Raw genomic sequence first — 23597 nt, 5'->3', positions numbered from 1 at the left:
TGTGTTAAATTCTTGAAATTAGCCAAAAAAGCAGTGATAAAGCCATTTTGGATGAGCATATTCGTTTTCTGACCCACAAAATTAAAATTTTTATGAATTTCTACAAAAATGAAAAGCAAGAAATCAGGTAAAAACTGTTTTTTGAATTTTAAAAGACGTTTTTTCAAAACCAGGAGAAATTGGTAAGTAATTCTGCTATACTTCTGTTTACAAAATACGCAAACAAGAAAGAGAGCCAGCATCTATGAAACTTCTTAAAATGATTCTCTTGCTTTTATTGATTGTCATTGGTGTAGCAACAGGCTATATCCAGCTAGAGCAAGGGAAACAAGAGACAGCGAATTCATCTTATGACAAAACCATTCATTTTCCATCAGACCGCTATCCAGAAACAGCCAAGCACATAGAAGAAGCCATTGATGAAGGTCATTCGTCCATTTGTACAATTGACCGTAAACATAGTGATGAGCAGAGAGATCGATCACTACATGGCATTCCAACAAAGCGCGGGTATGATCGGGACGAATGGCCAATGGCGATGTGCAAAGAAGGAGGCAGTGGAGCTTCTGTCAAATATGTACGCCCTTCTGATAATAGAGGCGCAGGCTCGTGGGTTAGTCATCAATTATCGGATGATCCTGACGGCACAAGAATTCAATTTATCATCGATTAGCCGCCTTTCCCTTTTCTATATTAAAAAAATTTTCACATGACTGCTTGCAGGTATTTTAAACACTTTTTTCATGCCGATAATCCTTAAGGAGGGATATCCTACCTTATACCTAAAGGAGTCAAAAAGCATGAAGAAAAAGGGAAAACTGAGGCTAGGCGCCAAAATTTTGCTGATCTTTTTAAGTGTCCTCATCATCTTTTCTGCGGTTGTTGGTTATGTTGTGAATCGCGAAATGACAGAAAACATTAAGCAAATGGCAACTGAAAAAGCAAAAGGTGACTTAAAGCTAGGCTACGCCTACCTAAATGAAAAAGTGTCAGGCCCGTGGCAGATTAAAGAAGACAAGCTATTCAAAGGAAATACGCAAATCAATGATCATGACACATTGGTTGACCAATTAGCCGAATATACCGGTGATACCATCACGATTTTTCAAGGAAATACCCGTGTTGCTACGAATGTCATGTTAAACGGGAAACGAGCTGTAGGTACAGAAGTCTCTCCTGAAGTGAAGACCACTGTTTTAGATAAAGGAGAAAACTATTACGGGACAGCAAATGTTGCTGGGAAAGACTATCAAACGGCTTATATGCCAATCAAAAATGAAGCAGGCGAAACAATTGGTATTTTTTATACTGGCGCTAATCAAAGCATGATTTCACAAATGCTTCAGTCATTCTATATACAATTTGTCATCGTCCTTTTGTTAAGTCTGATCGTTTCAGTCATCATTATTTCTATTTTCACTAAGCGGATTCAGGTACGTCTCAAGCATTTGGCTTCTGCCATTAAGAGTGCAGGCGAAGGTCATTTAACCATCAATGTGACGGATACTGCCGGTGATGAATTGTCTGATCTGGCTGGACATTTCAATAAGATGCGTGAAAAACTAAATCAAACGATTCTAAATGTCATGAACACGTCTGAATTAGTGGCCACATCCTCTGAACAGCTGTCAGCTAGCGCAGAAGAAACGAGTGCAGCATCAGAAAAAATCACCCACACGATCCAAGAAGTGGCACAATCTTCAGAAGAACAGTCCGCTCAAATGACAGCTAGTGAACACATGATGATTCAAGTATCAAACGAGCTGGCAAACATCACTGAAAATGCCGGACAAATGGCTTCAAGAAGTCACTTCGCACAAGAAATTGCCCAAAAAGGTGTACACAATATCGGTGAAGTTCATTCACAAATGACATCTATTGCAAAATCAATTGAAGAAAACGGTACAGCAATTCAAGCATTGGAAACACGTTCAGCTGAAATTGATCATATTTCCAAAGTCATTACAGATATCGCCAGCCAGACAAACCTGCTAGCTCTTAATGCAGCAATTGAAGCAGCACGGGCAGGTGAGCATGGAAAAGGGTTTGCTGTTGTCGCAGACGAAGTGAGAAAGCTCGCTGAAGAATCTCAAGCATCATCAAACATGATTTCCCATCTCATTTCTGAAATACAAAAAGAGATGACTCATTCGACGAATGCCATCAAACAAGTAAGAGAAGAAGCAGCTCAAGGGGCTGTCCTTATCTCTCATACAGAAGAATCTTTTCATGATATCCAGCAGTCCATGAGAGAAATGGCAGATGGCATTAAGCATTTATCGAGTGCATCACAAAAAATCGCAGCTTATACTAACGATGCGAAACAGTCTTTTACGTCTATTACAGAAGGCGTTAAACGAACGAGTGAACATTCACAGCAAGTAGCAGGTTTAACAGAAGAACAATTTGCTGCAATGGAAGAAGTAACAGCTTCATCAGAAGCACTTGCCCATTTAGCAGGAGATTTAAAAGCAATGGTCTCGCAATTTCACATCTAGATCCCACAACAAATAGCGCAAGACGGCTGCAATCGTCTTGCTGCCTAACTTTCTCCTCAAGAATGACTCTTTCAACCATTTACGTTTCAACGAAAATCCATGAATAAAGGAGTTTTTTATATGAATCTCTTAAATCAAACCTATTCTCTATCTATCTCCTACCACCAAATCACGGTATACACCGGAAGCGAAACACCACCTATCATTGATTGGACAGATGAGGACATTCTTCAAGGATTCGCAACTGGAGATCAAGGAGTTTCCTTTGAAGGAATCAATAATGGAAAGGCGTCTATTATTGTGACATTAAATAGCGATGAGCCCCAAGTATCAGTTGATAGAGCTATAACAGTGCCCTTTACGCATACAAGGGATCAAGTTTATATCACAAGCGTCATGGCTCATGTACTGTCTTTCTCCATTCCAAAAGGAGACTATCAGCTTACCTGCTATACCTCACAGCAGCCTGATCAAGACGTTTATTATGTAAATTTCCAAACAGTGTAGATTACGACTGATCGTATAAATCAAGCCACTTTTCCGCATAGTCTACCGATTCTCTCACTGGCAATAAATATGAACTGGCAAGTCCGATTTGATCGTGCTGATGGATGCCTCCTGATTGCAGAAAATCGCAGCCAATCTGTTCAAATAGTTCTTCTCTTGTGATGATATCTTGATACTCTTTCCATACCCTCCACCCATTTTCTAAAATAGGGGCTCCTCTTGTCATGAGGTCCTGCTGGGGGATTCGATATTCAGCTAGATGAAAAGCTGTCATGCTTTCAAATGTTGTACCAAGCAGCAGCACTTGAGCATGAAGATCATACATGCGACCAAGAGGCGAATGCTCTCCTAATCCAAAGGAAAGTGCATGGTGTTTCAGAATTTCATGTTTTCTTTTTCCCCAGGCTGTGAATGAAAAATGGGGATGATTGCTTCTCGCCACGCCTGGGTATTTCCAAAATGTTTCCGCTACCTTTCCCATTGCTGTTGGCGTCGTGTAAGCTGGATCAAATGCAGGCATAGTTTCTTTGATCGATTTCCACCATGAATAAGGAACAGGCGGATCAATCCAATCGGCAGGATCAGAAAGCTCTAACGTTTGTGCCGGCATAATGAGTGTCCCCTCTTCTGTTAAGGTTTCCATCAATGCTTGTATGACGGCTACAGCGCCTCCGTTTACCCAGCCGATGGATGATAAAGATGAGTGAACACATAAAATCATGCCCTTTTTCACACCAAGTTGTTCCAAGTCTGCTTTGATTGTTTCCTTTGTCATCGGTTCAGCTTGATTTTCGATTAATTTTTGCATCGTTCCTTTTCCTCCTGCGTCTCTTCGATTATTGATGAATGAGACGTTTAACCGCAATAGACAGTTTGTAATTTGCGTAATTTGTCAGCTCCGTTAAAAACTGATCAAGCTCATCATGACTCGAGAAATGTCCTTCAGCCATATAACAGCCCTCACCACTTATTTTGAACAAATTCTTGATTTCTTCCTTTTCATAAAGAAACGACAGAAGTGGTTCATGATGATGACTCCGGGTATAGAGCTGCAAAAATGTTTGAATCGTCTTTTGCGTCTGCCAATCAATTGAAATGGTATATGCTTCGATCACGCCTTCTTCTTCTAGCTTTAACACCCGATTTGCAACAGCTTGGCCGGTTAAATGAACTTTTTCACCTAGAGCTTTCATCGTTAATCGGCTGTTCTTTGATAGTTCTTTTAAAATATTCATATCTGTTTGGTCTAGCATTGGCTCACCTCTTTCAAAAATCAAGCCCTTCCGATAAAAGACTTTCATGATCCTCTGTCACATAGAACTCTTTTAATATACTGTAAACTTAATCAGAAAAAAAGGAGGCCTTTTTATGAAAATTACACTCATTCGCAATGCTACTTTATACCTTCACTATGGTCATTCAACTTTTTTAATCGATCCCTTTTTGGCAGCAAAAGGAACATATCCACCGTTCCCTCATACAGCCAATCAACATTTGAACAACCCTATTGTGGAGCTTCCCGTAAACATAGATTTAGACAGTCTGTTACACCCAGATGCTGTCTTACTCTCTCATTTACATGTGGACCACTTTGACGACGAGGCCAAAAGGAAATTAGCTCAAGATGGGCCAATTTATACTCAATCGGAGAAGGATCGAAAAGAAGTTGAAGAAGCTGGATTTCAGCATGTCACATGCATTGAAGATGAAATGGACATTTGCGGCGTTCATATTAAACGTACAGGTGGACAGCATGGGACGGGAGAAACGGCGAAGCGAATGGGGCAGGTGAGCGGTTTTGTTTTCTCTCACCCTGATGAACCTACCCTTTATATTGCAGGTGATACCATTTGGTGTGATGAACCGAAAGAGGTTGTGAATACATGCAAGCCAGACGTCATTGTGGTCAATAGCGGAGCTGCTCAATTTTTAGAAGGCGATCCGATTACCATGACTAAGGAAGAAATTTTAGACATTCACCGTTCTCAGCCAAAAGCTCAAATTGTCGCCTGTCATCTTGAAGCTGTGAATCATTGCTTGTTAACAAGAGCTGCTTTGGAAGCTTACATTCAAGAGCATCATGCAGATCAAGCCATTTTTGTCCCTCAAGATGGGGAAAGTCTCACCTTCTGATCACAATAAAAAACCGGCACCTCGCTGCCGGTTTTATCATTATTATGGGCGATGGTGCTGTGGTTTTTTCAGCAATGGAACAAATCCGTTCTTTTTCAAATGATTGTAATGCTCATCCATTCGTTTCGTGATGTGTGTGCCTTGTTCCTTTGTTAACACGCCATACTGTACATATTTCTCAATGACTGCTTTTCGTTTAGAAAGAATTTGCTGCTCAAGGATTTCAATTTGTTTTTGTTGTTCTGCTGTTAATTTCACTTGGTGTGTCACCGGGCGCTTTTCCATTTGAGGTGTTTCTCCATGAGCCGTTTCTATCTGAAAACCAAATAACAGCATCATCGACAAGATGATCAAACCGCTTATTTTTTTCATCATTGTTGTTCCCTCCTTTATTCGCCTTTATTTTGCGCTCACTTTCCTTTTTTATACATTATTTCAACACGCAAATTGCTTATAATATTCTTACTTTTTCACTTTTCTTCTGAAAACGTTGTCCTATCAGAAAAAGCGTGCTATGTTTTGTTTTGTATCAAAAATAGAGGAGGATTCTTAAATGAGTCGTTTTTATCATAAAAAATCTATATGGATCATGCTTGTTGTATCTGCTTGCATCTTTATCATGTCTGCTTGCAGCCAATCAGGCTCATCTCAATCTGGAGACACAAAGTGGGATGAGATTAAAAAGAAAGGAAAAATCGTGGTTGCAACTTCAGGCACCCTTTATCCAACTTCTTATCATGATACTTCTAATGGCAAGGATCGATTAACTGGCTATGAAGTAGAAGTTGTCAAAGAAGCGTTTAAACGTCTTGATGTGAAAGTAGAATTTAAAGAAATGGGTTATGACGGGATGCTGAGCGCCATTAATTCTGGTCAAGTGGATGCCGCTGCAAATGATATCGACATCACAGATGACAGAAAAGACAAGTTTGCCTTTTCAACCCCTTATAAGTATTCCTACGGAACGGCTATCGTACGGAAAGATGATTTATCTGGCATTAAAACTTTAAAAGATTTAAAAGGAAAGAAAGCAGCAGGTGCTGCCACGACGATTTACATGGATGTCGCTCGTAAGTACGGTGCAAAGGAAGTCATTTATGATAATGCGACAAACGAGCAATACTTAAAGGATGTTGCAAACGGCCGAACAGATGTCATTTTAAATGATTATTACTTGCAGACACTGGCTCTTGCTGCATTTCCTAAATTAAATATTACGATTCACCCTGACTTGAAATACATGCCGAATGAACAAGGTTTTGTCATGAAGAAGGACAACAAAGAGCTTCAAAAAGAATTGAATCGTGTATTAAGCGACATGAAAAAAGACGGAACAATGAAAAAGATTTCTGAGAAATTCTTTAATCATGCAGACGTCTCAAAGAAAATTGATGCTGATGTCGAAGATGTCGACATTTCCAAATAAGGAGCCGCAATCGTGGGAGATATTCATTTAGAATATATATTTAATCCTGCACTGGCAAAGGCGTCATTTCCGTTTGTCATGAAAGGCATCTGGCTGACGCTGCTCATTTCCTTTGTGAGCATGTTTTTTGGTACCATTCTTGGTTTTTTTATCGCTCTTGCCAGGATGGCGAATTCATGGATTCTTAAGCTGCCTGCACGGCTGTATATCTCATTCATGCGAGGCGTGCCCATTCTGGTGATTTTGTTTATTCTTTATTTTGGGTTCCCTTATATCGGCATTGAGTTTACAGCAGTCACTGCCGCCATTATTGGGTTCAGCTTCAATAGTGCTGCCTATATTGCAGAAATTAATCGGGCGGCCCTCTCCTCTGTTCCAAGTGGACAGGTGGAAGCGGCTAAATCATTAGGTCTCAGCTATTGGCAAACGATGCGCGGTGTCATTTTGCCTCAATCCGTCCGCATCGCCTTGCCGCCATTGACCAATGTCATGCTTGATTTAATCAAAGCTTCCTCACTGGCAGCGATGATTACTGTACCAGAGCTCTTCCAGCAAGCAAAAATTGTAGGCGGACGAGAATTTGATTATATGACCATGTATATTTTGGTCGCACTCATTTACTGGGGCATTTGCAGTGTCGTCTCATTGCTTCAGGACTTTTTAGAAAAACGCTATGCGAAATATCTGTAGCAAAAAAAAGAGCAGATCTCATGGATCTGCTCTTTTTCAGCATGATAGAAAACCTTTGCAGCCCTAAGCACCGGAGCGCAGACCTGCGGGCGAATGCGAGGGTTTGTTATACACGATAATTAATGAATAAGCCATAACCACACATATAATCCGAGTAAAGTGAGGATCAAGGTTGGGATGGTCAGGATGATTCCGGCTTTCATGTAAGCCCCCCAAGAGATATGAACGCCTTTTTTCTTTAAGACATGAAGCCACAGCAATGTCGCCAATGAGCCGATTGGGGTCATTTTCGGTCCAAGGTTGGAGCCGATAACATTGGCATAAATCAGTCCGTCTCTCATGACACCTGCTGTATCTGTATGTCCAATGGCAATCGCATCAATTAAAACGGTCGGCAGATTGTTCATCACAGAGGACAGCACTGCGGCAAGTACACCCATAAACATCGTTCCTGCAAGCAAGCCATGTGATGCCCCTTGCTCGATCCATGCCGCCAATATTTCAGTAAGGCCAACATTTTTCAGTCCATATACGACGACATACATACCGATCGAGAAAAATACAATGGACCACGGCGCTTCTTTGATCACTCGCTTTGTCGCCACTTGCGGACTTCTTCTCGCCAGCCACAAGAAAGCAAGGGCAATCCCGCCTACAATAATGGACACTGGAACACCGATCAGCTCGCCCGCAAAATAACCAACAAGCAGACAGCCGAGCACATACCAAGACAAACGGAACATACGGATATCTCGAATAGCTGATGCCGGCTCTTTCGCCTGTGACAGATCGTAGGTTTTTGGGATAAGCTTTCGGTAAAACACATACAGAACCAGCATGCTCGCCCCAAGCGACACAAGGTTTGGCACGAACATATTCGCTGTATATTCTAGAAAACCAATATGAAAATAGTCGGCTGATACGATATTGACCAGGTTACTAATGACAAATGGCAAGGAGGTTGTATCTGCAATAAAGCCGCTTGCCATCACAAAAGGTAGCACCATGCGCTCATCCAGCTTCAACGCTCTCACGACAGATAAGACGATTGGGGTCAAAATCAGTGCCGCTCCATCGTTGGCAAAAAAAGCAGCCACAACAGCGCCGAGCAATGTTAAATAAATAAACATGCGGACACCGTTGCCTCTTGCGGCTTTTGCCATATGCAGTGCAGCCCATTCAAAAAAGCCGATCTCATCTAAAATTAACGAAATGATAATAATACCAATAAAAGCAAAGGTGGCGTTCCATACAATTTGCGTAACTTCCCACACATCGCCCAGATGAACGACGCCAAAGGCAAGCGCAAGAATGGCGCCCCCACATGCTGACCATCCTATGGTGACACGTCCTGGCTGCCAAATGACAAGGACGAGGGTCATGATGAAAATCAAAATGGCTAAGGTGACTGAACCCAAAGGTGGCCCCCCTTTCATTTTTCTCATAAAATCTTTATCTATCATACAACGAAATACATCAGTTGTATGCCATTTTCGCATTTCACATGAAAATCCGCAGGTGATCCCGTGCACCTGCGGATTCCATCATATATTATTGATCTTTTTTCATCAGCATCAATTCAATAAATAACTCACACCGCTGGCTAAAATGACTTAAGTCGATCGACGTCATGTCAAAAATTTGTTTCATTCGATAGTTTAATGTATTTTGATGAATAAACAACTGCTCCGCTGCTGGCTTTAGCTTGCAGTTATTCAATAAGTAGACTTCAAGCGTTTTTAAAAACGAAGTTTGACTTTCGCGGTCTTTTTCCTTCAAACGTAACAAATCTGGATTGAAGTCGTTTTTCTTTTTTTGATGACTGTAAATGGAGTCTAAAAACCGGAAGACCCCTAAATTCTCATAATCGTATGGAATCAGTTCTTGTCCTCCAACAATTTTCACTGCCTTGACGACCTCTATCGCTTCAAATCGACTTGTACTCATTTTCATGACATCACGATACTCTCTTCCCATTCCGATATACAAAGGGGAGGGATGCGCATGCGTTTTCGATTGCAGATGTGCGATGACATCAGCGGCAGTCGCTTTCGGTGAGTGCCGATCTGACAGGCTGCCTAATATAACAACGATATCTGCTTGAACCGAATAGACGTGATTCACTTTATCCTCTAGCTGCAAATACGTTCGAATGACATCCTTCACATCTTCTGCCGTCTCACTTTTGTTATCGGCAGCGTGCACGACCATGACGGTAAATACGGCTGGCAGTGGAATGCTTAAGTTCTCAGCCTCCCATTTCAGCTCTTCTTCTGTATAAAAATGATCATCCATGACCTTTTTGAAAAACTCTTCAATCTTGCCTTCCTTTTTCTCAAGCTGTTTCTTATTCTTATATATCACTTTTCCAACCTGAAAGGAAGCTTCGTGTAAAAATTGCAGCTCTTCCTGAGTAAGGGAATCCTCAATGTCCTGCACCCAAATAAAGCCTACTACCTCTTGTTTATGCTTGGCACTCACAGCCACCCGCCGATTAAATCCGAGCTCGTCATGACCGCTCACATAAAAAGGCTTTGATTCCGCGAAAAGCCGCTCGATTACCCCTGTTTTCTTTAACCAATCGACCACAGACCCCGGACATTCCTTGGAGAAAATCGTTTGCTGATTGACTGGGTCAAACTGCTGAATGCTGTAAGAATTATAAGCAAGGAGCTGACACTCTGTGCTTTCTAAAATGACTGGCTTCTTTAAATACCCGCTAATAAATGCAATTAATTTATCGACATCAAAAAATGTATGAAGCTTTTCTAATATCTCTTCCATCCCGATTGCTCCCTGATTAAGTGATACATTTATCATACTTCTTTCCAGTCAGATTTGTATAGAAACAAGTCGCAGACAGGCAAAAAAAGCATGACCCCATCAGTGCAGGTTCATGCTTTTTCCATATTAAAACATTTCACTAATCGTTTTTGCCTGCATGTGCAGAGCTAGGTAATCTGGACCGCCTGCTTTTGAATCCGTTCCTGACATTTTGAAGCCGCCGAATGGGTGGTAACCAACGATGGCACCTGTGCAGTTACGGTTAAAGTAAAGGTTCCCCACATGGAACTCCTGCTTCGCACGGTTGATGTGATCACGATTATTCGTAATGACAGCACCTGTTAAACCGTATTCTGTGTTATTGGCTACCTCAAGTGCTTCATCAAAGCTTGAGACTTTCGAGAAAGCCAACACTGGTCCAAAGATTTCTTCTTGCATTAAACGGGAAGTCGGCTCAAGATCTGCAAAAATGGTCGGGTGGATAAAGTATCCTTCCGAATCATCACTCGTTCCGCCAGTGACTAAGCGGCCTTCCTGTTTGCCAACCTCGATATAATCCGTGATCTTGTCAAAGGACGCTTGATCAATGACAGGTCCCATGTAAACATCCGCAGAAAGCGGATTGGCTGTTGTTTTCGTTTCTGTGATTTCCTTCACTCGCTCAACCACTTGGTCATACAGCTTCTCGTGGACGACTGCCCGCGATCCAGCTGAACATTTTTGACCTGAAAACCCGAAGGCTGATGTGAAAATGGCATTAGCCGCTAATTCAACATCTGCATCCGCATCAACAACTACTGTATCCTTACCGCCCATTTCAGCAATGACACGTTTTAAATGCTGCTGGCCCGGTTGCACTTTTGCCGCGCGTTCAAAGATACGAGTCCCTACTTCTCTTGATCCAGTGAATGTAATCAGACTTGTTTTCGGATGATCTACTAAGTAATCCCCAACCTCTGCTCCGCTTCCTGGTACAAAGTTGACAACACCCTTTGGAAGTCCTGCTTGCTCAAGCTCTTCCACAAAACGGGCTGCAATGACAGGCGTCGCACTTGCTGGTTTTAAAACAACTGTATTCCCAGTGACGATTGGCGCTACTGTTGTTCCTGCCATGATGGCAAATAAGAAGTTCCACGGCGGAATGACGAGTGTCACGCCAGTTGGTGTGTACACATATTGATTGCGCTCCCCTTCGCGGCTGTTCACTGGTTTGCCTTTCGCCAGCTCCAGCATTTGACGAGCGTAATACTCTAGGAAGTCAATTGCTTCTGCTGTATCTGCATCCGCTTCATTCCAAGGCTTACCTGCTTCTTTTACAAGAAGGGCTGAATATTCATGCTTTTTACGGCGAATGCTTGCCGCAGCACGGAATAATACGCCTGCTCTATCTTCAGGAGACGTATAACGCCATGTTTCAAATGCTTTCGCAGCTGCTTGAACCGCTTGTTCTGCCTCTTCCTTCCCGGCCTTTGATACAGTTCCAACCACTTCATCCTTTTTCGCTGGATTGATTGAAACAATCTTGTCCTTCGTTTCAATTCTTTCTCCATTAATCACGAGCGGATAGGTTTGACCAAGTGATTCTGTTACTTTAGCTAATGCTTGTTCAAACGCTTTGCGGTTTTCTTCCTGGCTAAAATCCGTGAATGGTTCATGCTTGTAAGGTGTTGTCATTTTTGTCACGCTCCCGTTTCAAATTATTTTTTCGTCATTCCTTTTAAAGCAAAGGCAATGTTTGCCGGCCGTTCTGCAAGACGTCTCATGTAGTAGCCATACCACTCTCGTCCATACGGAGTATAGACCCTCATTTGATAGCCTTCTTTCACAAGTGCTTGCTGCGTTTCTGATCTCATGCCGTACAGCATTTGAAATTCGAACTGACTTGTCTGTATATTGTGTTTTTTCACAATATTTTTCGTGAACTCAATCATTCGATCGTCATGTGTCGCAATGGCTGTATAGTTCCCTGAGAGCAATTGCTTTTCGATCAGCTTTTGATAATTCTGATCGACGTCTTTTTTGTTTGGATACGCCACTTCGGCGGATTCCTTATAGGCACCCTTTACCAGTCTTAAAAATGGCTGCAGCTTATTTAGGTCATCAAGATCCTTTTCTGTTCTGTACAAATACGCCTGCAAGACCGTACTGACATACTCATATTGAGATTTCATCTCTTTAAAAATGTCCAGCGTTTTTTGACAGCGCTGTTCATCCTCCATATCGATTGTCACCATGATACGGTGCTTCTCTGCCGTATCTAAAATCCTTTTCATATTGCGATACACAAGGTCATCGTCAATATCCAGGCCAAGTGATGTCATTTTGAGTGACACGTGAGAATTGAGTCCCGCCTCTGCAATCCGCTGAATGGTTTGAATACACTCAGTCGTCCGTTCATTTGCAATCTCTGCCTTTGTGACAAACTCACCAAGGTGATCAACTGTCACAGCCATTCCTTGGTCATTTAATCGCTTAATCACAGGGATGGCACTCTCAAAGTCCTTCCCTCCGATGATTTTCTTAGATGCAACAGCACTTCCCCAATTACGAGCAATATGGTTCAAGAGACTGCTCTTTGACAAAAACAAGAAGAAATTTCTTGTGACCGACTCCATAAAGGGCACCTCCCACTCTTTGTAAGCTATGTCTTTATTGTAAGGCTCATAAGCTGTCCGCTACAATATTTGAAGATGACAAAAATTCTGACTTTTTTTGTGGTTTTATCACAATAACAGATAAAAAAGAGCCTGCCGCGATCCGGCTGGCTCTTCCCTGCCTACGCCCACACCTCATCAAGGGTAGACTGCAGCAGCTCATTTAATTCTTGCATCAGGTTGTCTTTCGGCTGATTGTAGCTTTTCACCAATTCATCAAATCGCTCGATCTCTTTGTCGATAAATGGATGGACATAAGCGAGGCGGTTTTCTACATCCATTTCTTCGCCGTCCATTTTACGTTTGAGCAGCTCATGGATTTCCGCTAAAAGCGGTCCTTCCTCCACTAGTTCCTCGAGCAGTTCATGAAAGTCCATCGGCGGAACCGTCCGGTAGCGTTCAATCCACTGACAGGCAAGTAGCGGACGAAGCACATAGAAATACTTCTTGATTCGCACCTGCTCTCCTCGTAAATGCCTGCTTTCATTCCGCTTCGCCATATTGAGGTAATGATACATCAATGCTGCGGGATAAAACGCTCGATCCTTTAATTCTCTTAGCTGCTTTGCCAAAGAGAAGGATTCAGCATAGATGATGTCAGAAGACAGCCATTCCATGATGGACGGATTCGATTTATTGAATAAGCGAAGTGCCTTTCTAATCTCCCAGCCGCTGATATCAAGCATGTCATCAATCGGCCGTTCAATGACATCACGATGCTCTTCCATCGCCCAATACCATTCTTTTCGAGGCACATATAAAAAACGAACATCGTAGTCACTATCAGTCGAAGGGAATCCCCATGCTCTGCTGCCTGATTCGACCGCGAGGCAAATCTTGACGTCATACGTTTCTTCGATGATTTTCAGCTCTGCCTTGATTCTCTCTCTCATCAACCATCAACTCTTTCTATAGAAATCTGCATGACTTCATCACGATTTGGTAAAATACGAATAAGACATATATGAAAAAGGAGTTGGATCTCATGTCTATATCTCGCATCATGAAATGGATCACCGGGATTTTTGAAGCCTGTCTTGCCATCCCTGTCATCGGAGGACTATTTATTATTAGCAATGGCTATTCACCGCTCATGGTCATGCTTATTCTGCATATTATCACACTCGTCTTATCGAAGCGAGACCAAGGACCAATGATTGGCAGCATCATTGGGATTATCACATCCTGCCTCGCCTGGATTCCGATACTCGGATTCATCCTGCATATCATCACAGCTCTTGCCCTGATCATCACAGCGTTAGTGCCTGATGAAAAAACGAGGCAGAATACGAGTTATTAAAAAAGAGGCCCTCCTAGAGCGGCCTCTTTGTTTTTTTATTTGAGCAAGTGCTTTTGTAAGAAGGCGAGCTTCTCTGTTTGAAAAGCCGGGATAAACTCGTGTCCAAAATAGCGATATATCTTCAGGTCTTTTTCTGCTTCTAAATGGTTGTATGCCGCAAACACAGTAGATGGCGGGGTTATTTTGTCAATCAGACCGATCGCCATCAATGTTGGCTGTTTGACCCATCCAGCTAAATTGATTAAATCAAAATAGCTTAATGTCTCAAATGCCTTTTCTTCCACTTTTGGATCACTATTTCTTCGAAAGTATGAATTGATTTCTAAATAAGGCTGCTCCAATGCCACATCCACTGCACGCTCGAAGTTTGATAAATAAGGGTAATCTGCCACGACGACCTTCGGAATGTCTGAAAGGGCTGCAGCGGCTACCGCTAATGCACCCCCTTGGCTTCCACCAATCACGCCGATCCGTTGTTTATCCACTTCTGGGAAGGACTGAATGACTTCGAGTGCACGAACCGTATCTAAATAAACACCTCGATAATAGTAGGTTTCCTTTGATAAAATGCCTTTTGTCATCCATCCCAAAGCGTGACCGCCTGGTGTCACTGCCTGATCTTCACTGCCGCCTTGACCGCGGACGAGCATACCAAATGTTGCATAGCCGTGCAGCGCCCAGTTGACGATGTCGTGAATGCCGCCATCATAGCTGGCATTATAGCCATGAAAACGAACGAGCGCTGGATGCGGACCAGTTTGATCAGGCACAGCATAAAAGCCTTCAATTTTAGAATGGCCAAAGCTTTGATATGTCAGGCGGTACACTTTGACGCCTTTCACTGGATAGTCATAAGGTTCAAGCGCTGGATCTGCCTTCACTTGACGCAGTTCTTCAAGCGATGCCTTCCAAAAGTCTGAGAAATCAGGACGTGCTGTTTTCTTTGGTTTATATTTTTTTAGATCTTCTAATGATAAATCGAACAATTGCATATCCTACTATTCCCCTTTGTTTTATTAGTTATATATATATCATACCACTCATTTCTTGATTGAGAAAGTCATTTAACAAAACCTTCTGACATTTCTATTGGCAAAGATGATGGAAACCTTTATGATAAAGAAACTGACCATAAAGACTAGATGTTCTCAGACAGAATCATCCTTTACAATATATTCATGAAGATGATCGATCGTTCATGAATTTTCACATGACATATAGCGAAAAAAGGAGGAATCCCTATGAAAGTCGCCCTTATCCAAATGGATGTACAAATTGGAGAACCTGAATTGAACTTTAAAAAAGCAGAAGCTTTCTTAGAAGAAGCAATTCACGAGCAGCCTGACCTGATCATTTTACCTGAAATGTGGAATACCGGCTACGCCCTTGAACAAGCCGATCAACTTGCGGATGTAAACGGTGAACGCACAAAACAACTTTTCTCTTCCTTTGCCCGCAAGCACCAAGTACATCTCATCGCAGGCAGTGTCTTAAATAAGCGAACAGAAGATGAAAACATCACCAACACGATGTATGTCTTTAACCGCCAAGGTGAGCTTCTGTTAGATTATGATAAAATTCACTTGTTCCGTCTAATGGATGAGCACAACTATTTAACCGCTGGTGATCAGCTTGGTTTATTTGACTATAGTGAAGATGTGAAAATTGGCGCGATGATCTGCTATGACCTCCGCTTCCCGCAGCTTTCTAGAACACTTGTGAACAAAGGGGCGAAGATCCTCGTCAATACAGCGCAATGGCCGTCAGCCAGAGTGGATCATTGGCGCAGCCTGCTCATTGCAAGAGCAATTGAGAACCAGTCATTTATGATTGCTGTCAACCGGACTGGCACAAGCAGAGACACGGAATTTCCTGGACACTCCATGGTAATTGATCCACTCGGCCGCATTCTGCTTGAAACAAACGATGACGAAGACATTTATTATGCGGAAATTGATCTTCATCTAGTGGATGAAGTAAGACAGCAAATTCCGGTGATGACGGATCAGCGTCTGGACTTATATTAAAAAGCAGGGTGCTCCCCTGCTTTCAGCGTGTTGACAAACCCTCGCATTCTTTGTCAGGTCTGCGCGCCGGTACACACGAATGTCAAATTCGCTCCGTTCCGGTGCTCGTCCTTCCTAAACTGCAAAGGTTTTCTATCACGCTGAAAAGAAGACAAAGGGCTAAAATCTAGATCATTTTAGCCCTTTGTCACCAATCTTAAAGCAGGGTGCTCCCCTGCTTTTTGTTTAATTAAACGTTTGTTTAAGCTTTCCCTTGATTCTGATATAGGTCCATGAAGGCTTGAGCGGCTTTCGTTAAATACCTTTCTTCCACATATGCAAACACAAGTGTGCGGGTTGGGCATGAATCAATTTGCAAATAAGTGACTTGGTTCCTATCCACTTGTGCCATCATTTTCGGCACAACGGTCACTCCTAGTTCGTTTTTGACCATTGCCTGTGCTGTTTGAATATGACTTGTTTCAAAAGCCACTTTTGGCTGAAAACCATGATGATAGCACAGTTCAGTGACCACTTGCCGAAAACCGTATCCCTCTTTCAGCAAAATAAATGGGATACCTTCAAGAAGCCGAAAGGGAACGATTTCGTGACCGGTCTCTTTTTGCCCTGCTTGCTCAATGATCTCGTTCAATTCCTCTGATAACCAGGGCTGAGCAGCTTGCGGAACTGCAAGAAGGAGCGGCTCGGTCAGCATTTGTTTCGTTTTCAATGATTCGTGCTCGACAGGCATCGATAAAATAGCCAAATCCAGCTTTCCAGCCAATAGAAGTTTTTCGAGCTCACGTGGAGACTCTTCTATCAGTTGAACGTGAACATGAGGATACGTTTGACAAAAAGTTTTTAATAAACCGGGCAAGACATATCCCCCTGTCACTGCTGGCGCTCCAATGTTCAGCTCTTTCCCGATTTCATAAGCTGCTTCTTCCATTTCACGCAGCAAATCATCTCTTTCCTTCAAAATATTCTCAGCCCTTTTAATGAATCGTCTCCCTTGAGGTGTGGGCGTTACTTGTCCATATTTTCGAATAAATAGTGGTGTGTCTAATTCCTCTTCCAGCTTCTTTATTTGCTGGCTTAGAGAAGGCTGTGCAATATGAAGTTGATCCGCTGCTTTTGTAAAACTTTGCTGCCGGTACACTTCAATGACATATTCCATCATTCGTATATCCACTTTCATCACCTCATAGGTTTTAACTATTCATGCCATATCTTTTATGTCTTAGACAAATAACAGAAGGAATTCTACGATAAAGAGACCACAAAGGGGGAAAAGAAATGAATCCATATGCTAAAGCAGAGAACCAATTCTCACAAAATGCCGAGAACTATCGAGATTCACCTATATTTGCAGCCGGAGAAGAGCTGGAATGGATGAAAACAGCAGCAAATGCGACGGGACATGAGCATTTACTTGATATTGGCTGTGCGGCAGGACATACCGTTTTTTCCTTTTCAGACGTCATCTCTAAAGGAATCGGTATTGATGTCACACAAAAGATGATCGAGGTTGCTGAAGCACTTGCGGAAGAACGCCAGCTGACCCACATTACTTTTGAGCAGGCAGCCGCAGAAGCATTGCCCTTCTCTGATGAATCATTTGATTTAGTGACGTGCCGATTTGCCGCTCACCATTTTCCAGACCTTCCGGCAGCCATGTCTGAAATCAGCCGAGTCTTAAAAAAAGGCGGCCAATTTCTGCTCGTCGATCATTATGCACCTGAAAACACTGCACAGGATTCATTTATTAATCACTTAAATAGACTGAGAGATCCCTCTCATGTGCGGGAAAGCTCGTTATCAGAATGGAAAGAGCTTTTCGCAGCAAACCAATTGACTCAAAACGAGATTCGTTACTGGGATCTGCACATTGATTATCAGGACTGGATTATACGTGGACGCACACCAGAGAACGTTCAAAAGGAGATCGTTTCCCACCTTCAAGCCGCAGAACCTGACACAAAGCAGCTGTTTCAACTTCAATTCGATGCACAGCATCAGCCCATTTCTTTCTGTTTAAAAGCTGCATTGCTTCAAGGAATCAAGCATTAAACTGATAGAAAAAGTCTACCATCGTCGGTAGACTTTTTTATTTCAAATATACATCTTCACTGTCTCACTTGTATTGCTTTTTACGTTCGTGACACGTCCCTCCTCATGACAAGGAGGGCTACATCATGTTTCTATTATATGATAAATGAGCGGAGATAGGTTAGGCATTTTAGATTCTCTGAATAAAAAAAGAACCTACCCTCGTTGGAATAAGTTCTTTACTGCAAACGTAACTTACGGTGCAATATCCTCTAATACTTTCTCGCGCGTTTCTATCATTTTAAAAGCAAGAATTGCTCCCACTACAGTCACACTTGCAAAAAGAATAAAAATAGTTGAAACACCGCTTACCTCTAAAATAAAACCTATCATAATAGGAGCGATCGCTGAGGCCAGCCTAAGCCACGCTGTAGCAAATGCCGTTCCAATCACCCTCATACGTGTTGGATAAATTTCAGGTGTATATAGATAGAGAAGAACTGTAATTGTTCCCATCATTCCGTAAGCAGCAGACCCTAAATAGATGACGCTTTCTGGAGAAGTCGCTCCGCTGATCCATAGAGCCGTTAATAAAACACCTGTTAATACAAATGCAATGGTTGCCCAGCGCTTCCGTCCTACTTTATCAATTAAAAATGCACAAGCGAATACCCCTATGGTCTGTAAAATATTTGTGAGAGATGCTGCCCTTAATGAATCTCCGACTGGCAAATGGTAAACAGTATTATAAAGACTCGGTAACCAGTTATTTAAACCATTCGATACAAAGTAGGCAGAAAACCATAGTCCCCATACGATCAATGTTCTCTTACGGTAAAAAGTTGAAAATAGCTCTTTCCAGTCGCCCTTTTCAGTACTGCTGGATACTTGATTTGCGACAGGCATTCGTTTGTCAGTACTAGCTTCAATTTCTTCAATAATTCTTTCGGCTTCATCTAACCTGCCTTTCGAAATAAGCCACCTTGGCGATTCACGCAGCATGAAAAAGAATACAAAGACGATTAAACCTCCAATGCCTCCAATCAAGAACATCCATTTCCACCCAAAGCTAGGTACGACAAATGCGCCAATTTGAGCTGAGATCATTAATCCTAAAGGAAAAATCATCTCATAAAGCATAAAAAATCTACCTCTTCCTTGGGCTCTGGACAACTCATTAATATATGAGGCTGCTACCGGCACCTCTCCTCCAACTCCAATCCCTTGTATAAAGCGGAAAATAAAAAGGGCCATAAAATTACCTGAAAATACACATGCGATACTCATAATAGACATGAGGAACACCGTCCACTTTGCACTAAATACACGGCCGCGCCTTTCTGCTAACCATCCAAAGAAAATAGCACCAATCGCTTGTCCGATATAACCAGACCCAATAAGAAGGCCAATTTGAGCAGGTGACAAATTCCACATTCCGATGAGAACCGGGAGAACAAACGCTAAAGATAGCGCATCAAACGCATCAAAAAAGGTAGCAGATCCCATAATGATCCGAGGTTTTAAATGCCACCTCGAAAAAGGTACACTTTCCATCCTAGTCAATAGTTGTGAAGCTCTATCAACAACTTGCCCACCGTGAGAATTTGAATTTCCGCTGAGTTCTAACGTCATAGTATCTCCTCCTTATTAGAGGAAATGATGCAAAAGTACATGCCGAAGATCGCCAGAGAAATCGCTTACATTTTAAATCAAGAGAAGTTCTGTAGCGTTCATACGAGTTTTCAGCATCTATCAATTCTTTTTTGGCGTTCCAGTGGTGCCACGATCTATATAATACATAGGGAAGACATGCTCCATCGCTTCTAACTGTTCTCCTTCCAATAACTGTGTGAGTAAAGAAACAGCTTTTCTTCCCATTCCAACTAAATCAACATGAACAGAAGATAAAGAAGGGGTTAGAAAACTTGCAATAGGCACATCATCAGCACCAACGACAGACAAATCATGAGGTATTGACACATTTGCGTTATCTGCCGCTTTCATGACCCCCATCGCCAAAAAATCTGAAGAGCAAACAACTCCAGTCATGTGCTGGTTTCCTTGAAGAAATTGAGAAACCACTTCTACTACTTTTCCCCCATCAAATTCATCTAACTCAAACACAAGCTCTTTGTTCATTGTTAATCCTAAACTTTTCAGTGTACGCTCGTACCCCTTGTAATACCTCACACTATGCATCGAACTCATTGGACCATTGACCAGCCCAATGGTTCGATGACCTTTATCAAATAAGGCCGTTACAGATTGACAAACACCTTCTTCATCATCTGGCCTGACACATGGAAATGGAGAATCCTCTAAGTAACTTCCGACAACGATAATGGGAATAGCCAAACTTTTTAACCAATCCATGCTCAATTCTTCATTTCTTGGAGAAAATAAAATGGCACCATCTACAGCCTGCGTCTCAAGTAATCGCTGCTGTTGTACAGATGTAAATGACATCAGCATATTGAATTCGGTCTCATCTAATTCCTTCGCTATTCCATCTAAAATCGTTGAAAAAAATGGATTATTCAAAATATATGAACCGCGAGGAACCACTACAGCGATATTCCCAGTCTTTCTTTTAACGAGCCCTCTCGCTCCTAAATTAGGACGGTAGCCTAACTCATCAATCACTTGTTTGATTCTTTCAGCCGTTTGAGCACCTACTCCTGGTTTACCACTTAATACTCGGGAAACAGAGGCTATAGATACTCCTGCTTTCAATGCGACATCTTTAATACTTACTGACACATTTCATACCTCCGGGAGTCTGTTGTTTTATACTCTATTATAACCTGACTCACCTTCATCATGAAATCAATGGTCTGTTATCTACTGACGTTTTCCTTAAGCAAACCAACACTTTGAAGGCCCTGACGAATCTCTTCTTTTTCCTTTTGAGTTAAAGGTAATACCGGCTTCCTCGCAAGCGAACTGCTGATCAAACCTCTCTGGAACATCGCTTCCTTCATTCGCAGATGAGAGGTAGAGGAAGGTTCATCCATTTTATACACAGCATGCTTTAATTCAAAGATTCTATCGTACACTTTATTAGCCGCTGCAAGGTCTTGTTCTTTCACACATTTGACAAGTTCAGCGATCAAATCCGGCACAAAACAGCCGAAACCGACAAGCGCCCCATCAATCCCTTGAACTAATGTTGGCAATAAATATTCATCGTGACATGTGAGCAACGATACATCTGGTGCATGCTTTTTTAGTGCGCGCACATCGACTTCATATTGTGCCATGTCTCTTTGACCGATTTTAAATGAGACAACGTTTGGAATCTCGGACATTTCTAATAATTGACTGGTTGTATAAGAGGTTTTTGTCCATGTTGGATATTGATGGACGATGATTGAAATGTCAATTGCTTCTGCAACATCTTTAAAGAATTGGACAGGTGATTCAGGCTGCATACCGAATCTCAGCCATGAATGCGGCGGCATGAGAAGAATACCTTCTCCGCCAGCTTCTTGAACTGCTTTTGCATGCTGGATCGCTTCAATTGTCCCTTCAGCTGAAACCCCAGAAATGACAGGTACCTCTCCCTTTAATTCGTCGGCTGCAATGCGCACAGCCTCAGCTCGTTCATGTGGCAGCAAAGTCATAATCTCGCCAGTATGTCCATTGACAACAATCCCGTTAATCCCTTCGTGCTCCGCCACCCAGCGAACAAGCTTACGAAAAGCAAATTCATCAATTGAATAGTCATCTTTAAAAGGAATTAAGACTGCCGGGAATACACCGCTCCATTTTTTTTTATTTTTCATCAACAAATTCCTCCCCATTCGATTATAGTAAACGTTTACGGTAAGCGTTTACGTAAACAATCATAGAATGTCATCAACAAAGATGTCAACACTGTTTTTTTAATATTATAATAATTCAAAAAACTATTATGGAATTTTAGATACTATTTTATTTTTTCAAAAAAGAAAAAGATCTATATCAAAAACCTCATCATCATGAACTGATTGAAGTAGGATCACCGCTTTTCCCAACCGGCCATACACCAAATAAAGGATAAAAATATTTTGATTGTCAAAACATCATCATATGTACAAAGAGGAAAGGAATCAATAGAAAAAAGTCTACCCTAAACGGTAGACTTTTTTTATTTCGAATATAAATCCCAGCCAAGCTTGAGTGTGTCCACAATATAATTGGCGACTTCCTCAGCCTCTAAATGATCTGTTTCCACTCTGGAGTTATGAAGAGAATAAATTTCCCGGCGTTCTTCAAACAGCTCTTTCATCTCATCAAGCGTCCGGTTGTGAAGAACAGGGCGATTTTCGATTAAAATATCCAGCCGCTGCTTCCAATTCTCCCAAGACAGGTCTAGGAAAAGAACGGTACAATGCTTCAAGCAGGCGCGTTTGATTTCCTCCTGTTTGAATGCACCGCCTCCAAGGGAAACGATCTTGAGCTGTGTATGTTCACATAAATCGACGATATAATCCTTTTCAGCCTGCCTGAAGAATGCTTCTCCTTTTTGCTGAAACATCTCTGGAATCGTCATGTTGTACTTTTTCTCAATCTCCTGATCGACATCAATAAAATCTCTATATAGCTTTTTGGCAACCAGCTGCCCAATGGTTGTTTTTCCAACACCCATAAAGCCAATGAGGACAATATTCCGCTGTCTTACAGGAATTTCTCTATTGATTTTCATGGTCGTGACACGTCCTCCCTACGACAAGGAATGCTACATAATGTTTCTATTATATGATAAATGGAGCGCGAAAAGATAGACCATCTTAAAAATTGTGTTTAACGACGTAGCCGAGCTGTTCAGAGAGCCTCTGTGCTTGTTCTTTCACTTTTTGCTGCAACTGGGGAATGACTTCTTCAGTAAACCGATGGGTTGGACCAGATATGGATAAACAAGCTTTCACTTCCCCATGAATATTAAAGATTGGTGCCGCTACTGCCGCAGATCCTACCTCTCGTTCATCGATACTGCAAGAAGTATACGTGTCAAGAATATGTTTACGTTCCTTTTTCCAGTCGTCTCCCATCACATGATCAGCCTCAGCCGCAAATACTTTTTGTTGAAATTCTTCACTTTGAAATGCCAATAATACCTTTCCGCCTGCACCTGCGTATAATGGCAGCTTCTCACCAATCTTGACAAGATGCCGAATCGATTGCAGCCCTTCCGCTTGTTCAATACAAACCCTGCTTGTTGAATCGAGTACATACAGGTTGACGGTTTCCTTTGTTTCATCACGAAGTGCGTACATGAGTGGTTTAGCCAGTTCTCTCAATTGAATGGACTTCCCTGCAATGTACCCGAGGAGATAAAGCCTTTGACCCAATCGGTATTTCATTGTTTCTTGATTCTTTTCCAAAAAATGATTCATTTCAAGTGCCTTGAGCAGTCTCGTTGTCGTAGACATTGCTAAATTCATCTCTTTTGAAATATCCGTTAGCGTCAGCTCTTGACGTTCTTCACTAAAACAAGAAAGAATATCCAAAGCGCGCTGAACCGTACGCAGTCCTGATTCTTCTTTTGACTTCTTATCAGCCATGTTC

General features: G+C 42.0%; 24 protein-coding genes. 9 read left to right on the top strand and 15 right to left on the bottom strand.

Annotation, left to right across the window (positions count from 1 at the left end):
• Positions 1-244: 244 nt before the first annotated feature.
• From AMR95_RS00955 to AMR95_RS00945, 3 genes are all read left to right on the top strand, one after another.
• Positions 245-673: a NucA/NucB deoxyribonuclease domain-containing protein gene (locus AMR95_RS00955; RefSeq protein WP_039176411.1), complete on the top strand. Its 429-nt coding sequence runs from the start codon at positions 245-247 to the stop codon at positions 671-673.
• 127 nt (positions 674-800) lie between these two features.
• Positions 801-2498, top strand: coding sequence for a methyl-accepting chemotaxis protein (locus AMR95_RS00950; protein WP_058837299.1), 1698 nt, complete (start codon positions 801-803; stop codon positions 2496-2498).
• A gap of 120 nt (positions 2499-2618) precedes the next feature.
• Positions 2619-3005: a competence protein ComJ gene (locus AMR95_RS00945; RefSeq protein ID WP_058837298.1), complete on the top strand. Its 387-nt coding sequence runs from the start codon at positions 2619-2621 to the stop codon at positions 3003-3005.
• Position 3006: 1 nt separating this feature from the next.
• On the opposite strand, the gene AMR95_RS00940 is transcribed toward AMR95_RS00945, so the two are convergent.
• Complete coding sequence (locus AMR95_RS00940) at positions 3007-3813, bottom strand: aminoglycoside N(3)-acetyltransferase (RefSeq protein ID WP_058837297.1); 807 nt, start codon at positions 3811-3813, stop codon at positions 3007-3009.
• A 28-nt stretch (positions 3814-3841) separates the two neighbouring features.
• Positions 3842-4258 carry an Lrp/AsnC family transcriptional regulator gene (locus AMR95_RS00935; RefSeq protein WP_039176401.1) on the bottom strand — a complete coding sequence of 139 codons (417 nt, stop codon included), beginning with the start codon at positions 4256-4258 and terminating at the stop codon, positions 3842-3844.
• Positions 4259-4373: 115 nt separating this feature from the next.
• Between AMR95_RS00935 and AMR95_RS00930 the strand changes: the two genes are divergently transcribed.
• Positions 4374-5138 carry an MBL fold metallo-hydrolase gene (locus AMR95_RS00930; RefSeq protein ID WP_058837296.1) on the top strand — a complete coding sequence of 255 codons (765 nt, stop codon included), beginning with the start codon at positions 4374-4376 and terminating at the stop codon, positions 5136-5138.
• A gap of 42 nt (positions 5139-5180) precedes the next feature.
• On the opposite strand, the gene AMR95_RS00925 is transcribed toward AMR95_RS00930, so the two are convergent.
• Positions 5181-5510 (bottom strand): YckD family protein, encoded by a 330-nt coding sequence (locus tag AMR95_RS00925; protein WP_039182972.1) that lies wholly within the window; start codon positions 5508-5510, stop codon positions 5181-5183.
• Positions 5511-5757: 247 nt separating this feature from the next.
• Between AMR95_RS00925 and AMR95_RS00920 the strand changes: the two genes are divergently transcribed.
• Complete coding sequence (locus AMR95_RS00920; RefSeq protein ID WP_372556208.1) at positions 5758-6564, top strand: transporter substrate-binding domain-containing protein; 807 nt, start codon at positions 5758-5760, stop codon at positions 6562-6564.
• A gap of 12 nt (positions 6565-6576) precedes the next feature.
• Positions 6577-7254, top strand: a complete 678-nt coding sequence (locus AMR95_RS00915; RefSeq protein WP_047203935.1) for an amino acid ABC transporter permease — start codon at positions 6577-6579, stop codon at positions 7252-7254.
• A gap of 119 nt (positions 7255-7373) precedes the next feature.
• On the opposite strand, the gene AMR95_RS00910 is transcribed toward AMR95_RS00915, so the two are convergent.
• The 5 genes from AMR95_RS00910 to AMR95_RS00890 form a co-directional block, all read right to left on the bottom strand.
• Positions 7374-8672, bottom strand: a complete 1299-nt coding sequence (locus AMR95_RS00910) for an arsenic transporter (RefSeq protein ID WP_039176390.1) — start codon at positions 8670-8672, stop codon at positions 7374-7376.
• A 133-nt stretch (positions 8673-8805) separates the two neighbouring features.
• On the bottom strand, positions 8806-10038 hold the full coding sequence (locus AMR95_RS00905) for a PucR family transcriptional regulator (protein ID WP_058837294.1): 1233 nt from the start codon (positions 10036-10038) through the stop codon (positions 8806-8808).
• 126 nt (positions 10039-10164) lie between these two features.
• Positions 10165-11712, bottom strand: coding sequence for an L-glutamate gamma-semialdehyde dehydrogenase (pruA, locus tag AMR95_RS00900; protein WP_058837293.1), 1548 nt, complete (start codon positions 11710-11712; stop codon positions 10165-10167).
• A 23-nt stretch (positions 11713-11735) separates the two neighbouring features.
• Positions 11736-12653, bottom strand: coding sequence for a proline dehydrogenase family protein (locus AMR95_RS00895; protein WP_058837292.1), 918 nt, complete (start codon positions 12651-12653; stop codon positions 11736-11738).
• Positions 12654-12814: 161 nt separating this feature from the next.
• On the bottom strand, positions 12815-13585 hold the full coding sequence (locus tag AMR95_RS00890) for a nucleotidyltransferase domain-containing protein (RefSeq protein ID WP_058837291.1): 771 nt from the start codon (positions 13583-13585) through the stop codon (positions 12815-12817).
• Between the two features lie 92 nt (positions 13586-13677).
• On the opposite strand from AMR95_RS00890, the gene AMR95_RS00885 reads away from it, so the two are divergent.
• Positions 13678-13992: a hypothetical protein gene (locus tag AMR95_RS00885; RefSeq protein ID WP_024424319.1), complete on the top strand. Its 315-nt coding sequence runs from the start codon at positions 13678-13680 to the stop codon at positions 13990-13992.
• Between the two features lie 35 nt (positions 13993-14027).
• Here AMR95_RS00885 and AMR95_RS00880 read toward each other — a convergent pair whose 3' ends face one another.
• Positions 14028-14984 (bottom strand): acetylxylan esterase, encoded by a 957-nt coding sequence (locus tag AMR95_RS00880; protein WP_058837290.1) that lies wholly within the window; start codon positions 14982-14984, stop codon positions 14028-14030.
• Between the two features lie 249 nt (positions 14985-15233).
• Here AMR95_RS00880 and AMR95_RS00875 point away from each other — a divergent pair, with 249 nt between their 5' ends.
• Positions 15234-16019: a carbon-nitrogen family hydrolase gene (locus tag AMR95_RS00875; RefSeq protein WP_058837289.1), complete on the top strand. Its 786-nt coding sequence runs from the start codon at positions 15234-15236 to the stop codon at positions 16017-16019.
• Between the two features lie 241 nt (positions 16020-16260).
• Here the strand turns inward: AMR95_RS00875 and AMR95_RS00870 are convergent, their stop codons facing one another.
• The gene (locus AMR95_RS00870; protein ID WP_058837288.1) at positions 16261-17178 is read right to left on the bottom strand and encodes a LysR family transcriptional regulator; all 918 of its coding nucleotides are present in this window, start codon (positions 17176-17178) and stop codon (positions 16261-16263) included.
• Between the two features lie 116 nt (positions 17179-17294).
• Here AMR95_RS00870 and AMR95_RS00865 point away from each other — a divergent pair, with 116 nt between their 5' ends.
• Positions 17295-18068 (top strand): class I SAM-dependent methyltransferase, encoded by a 774-nt coding sequence (locus AMR95_RS00865; protein ID WP_058837287.1) that lies wholly within the window; start codon positions 17295-17297, stop codon positions 18066-18068.
• A 234-nt stretch (positions 18069-18302) separates the two neighbouring features.
• On the opposite strand, the gene AMR95_RS00860 is transcribed toward AMR95_RS00865, so the two are convergent.
• The 5 genes from AMR95_RS00860 to AMR95_RS00840 form a co-directional block, all read right to left on the bottom strand.
• Complete coding sequence (locus tag AMR95_RS00860) at positions 18303-19679, bottom strand: MFS transporter (RefSeq protein ID WP_039176363.1); 1377 nt, start codon at positions 19677-19679, stop codon at positions 18303-18305.
• A 120-nt stretch (positions 19680-19799) separates the two neighbouring features.
• On the bottom strand, positions 19800-20807 hold the full coding sequence (locus AMR95_RS00855) for a LacI family DNA-binding transcriptional regulator (RefSeq protein WP_058837286.1): 1008 nt from the start codon (positions 20805-20807) through the stop codon (positions 19800-19802).
• 77 nt (positions 20808-20884) lie between these two features.
• On the bottom strand, positions 20885-21832 hold the full coding sequence (locus AMR95_RS00850; RefSeq protein WP_058837285.1) for a dihydrodipicolinate synthase family protein: 948 nt from the start codon (positions 21830-21832) through the stop codon (positions 20885-20887).
• 344 nt (positions 21833-22176) lie between these two features.
• Positions 22177-22734, bottom strand: a complete 558-nt coding sequence (locus AMR95_RS00845) for a shikimate kinase (RefSeq protein ID WP_003214270.1) — start codon at positions 22732-22734, stop codon at positions 22177-22179.
• Positions 22735-22819: 85 nt separating this feature from the next.
• Positions 22820-23593, bottom strand: coding sequence for an IclR family transcriptional regulator (locus tag AMR95_RS00840; RefSeq protein WP_058837284.1), 774 nt, complete (start codon positions 23591-23593; stop codon positions 22820-22822).
• Between the last annotated feature and the right edge of the window lie 4 nt (positions 23594-23597).

Source organism: Bacillus sp. G1(2015b), from assembly GCF_001482475.1.
Lineage (GTDB): Bacteria > Bacillota > Bacilli > Bacillales > Bacillaceae > Bacillus > Bacillus safensis.
The sequence above is the reverse complement of the archived record's forward strand: the minus strand, read 5'-3'. Positions and strand labels throughout refer to the sequence as shown.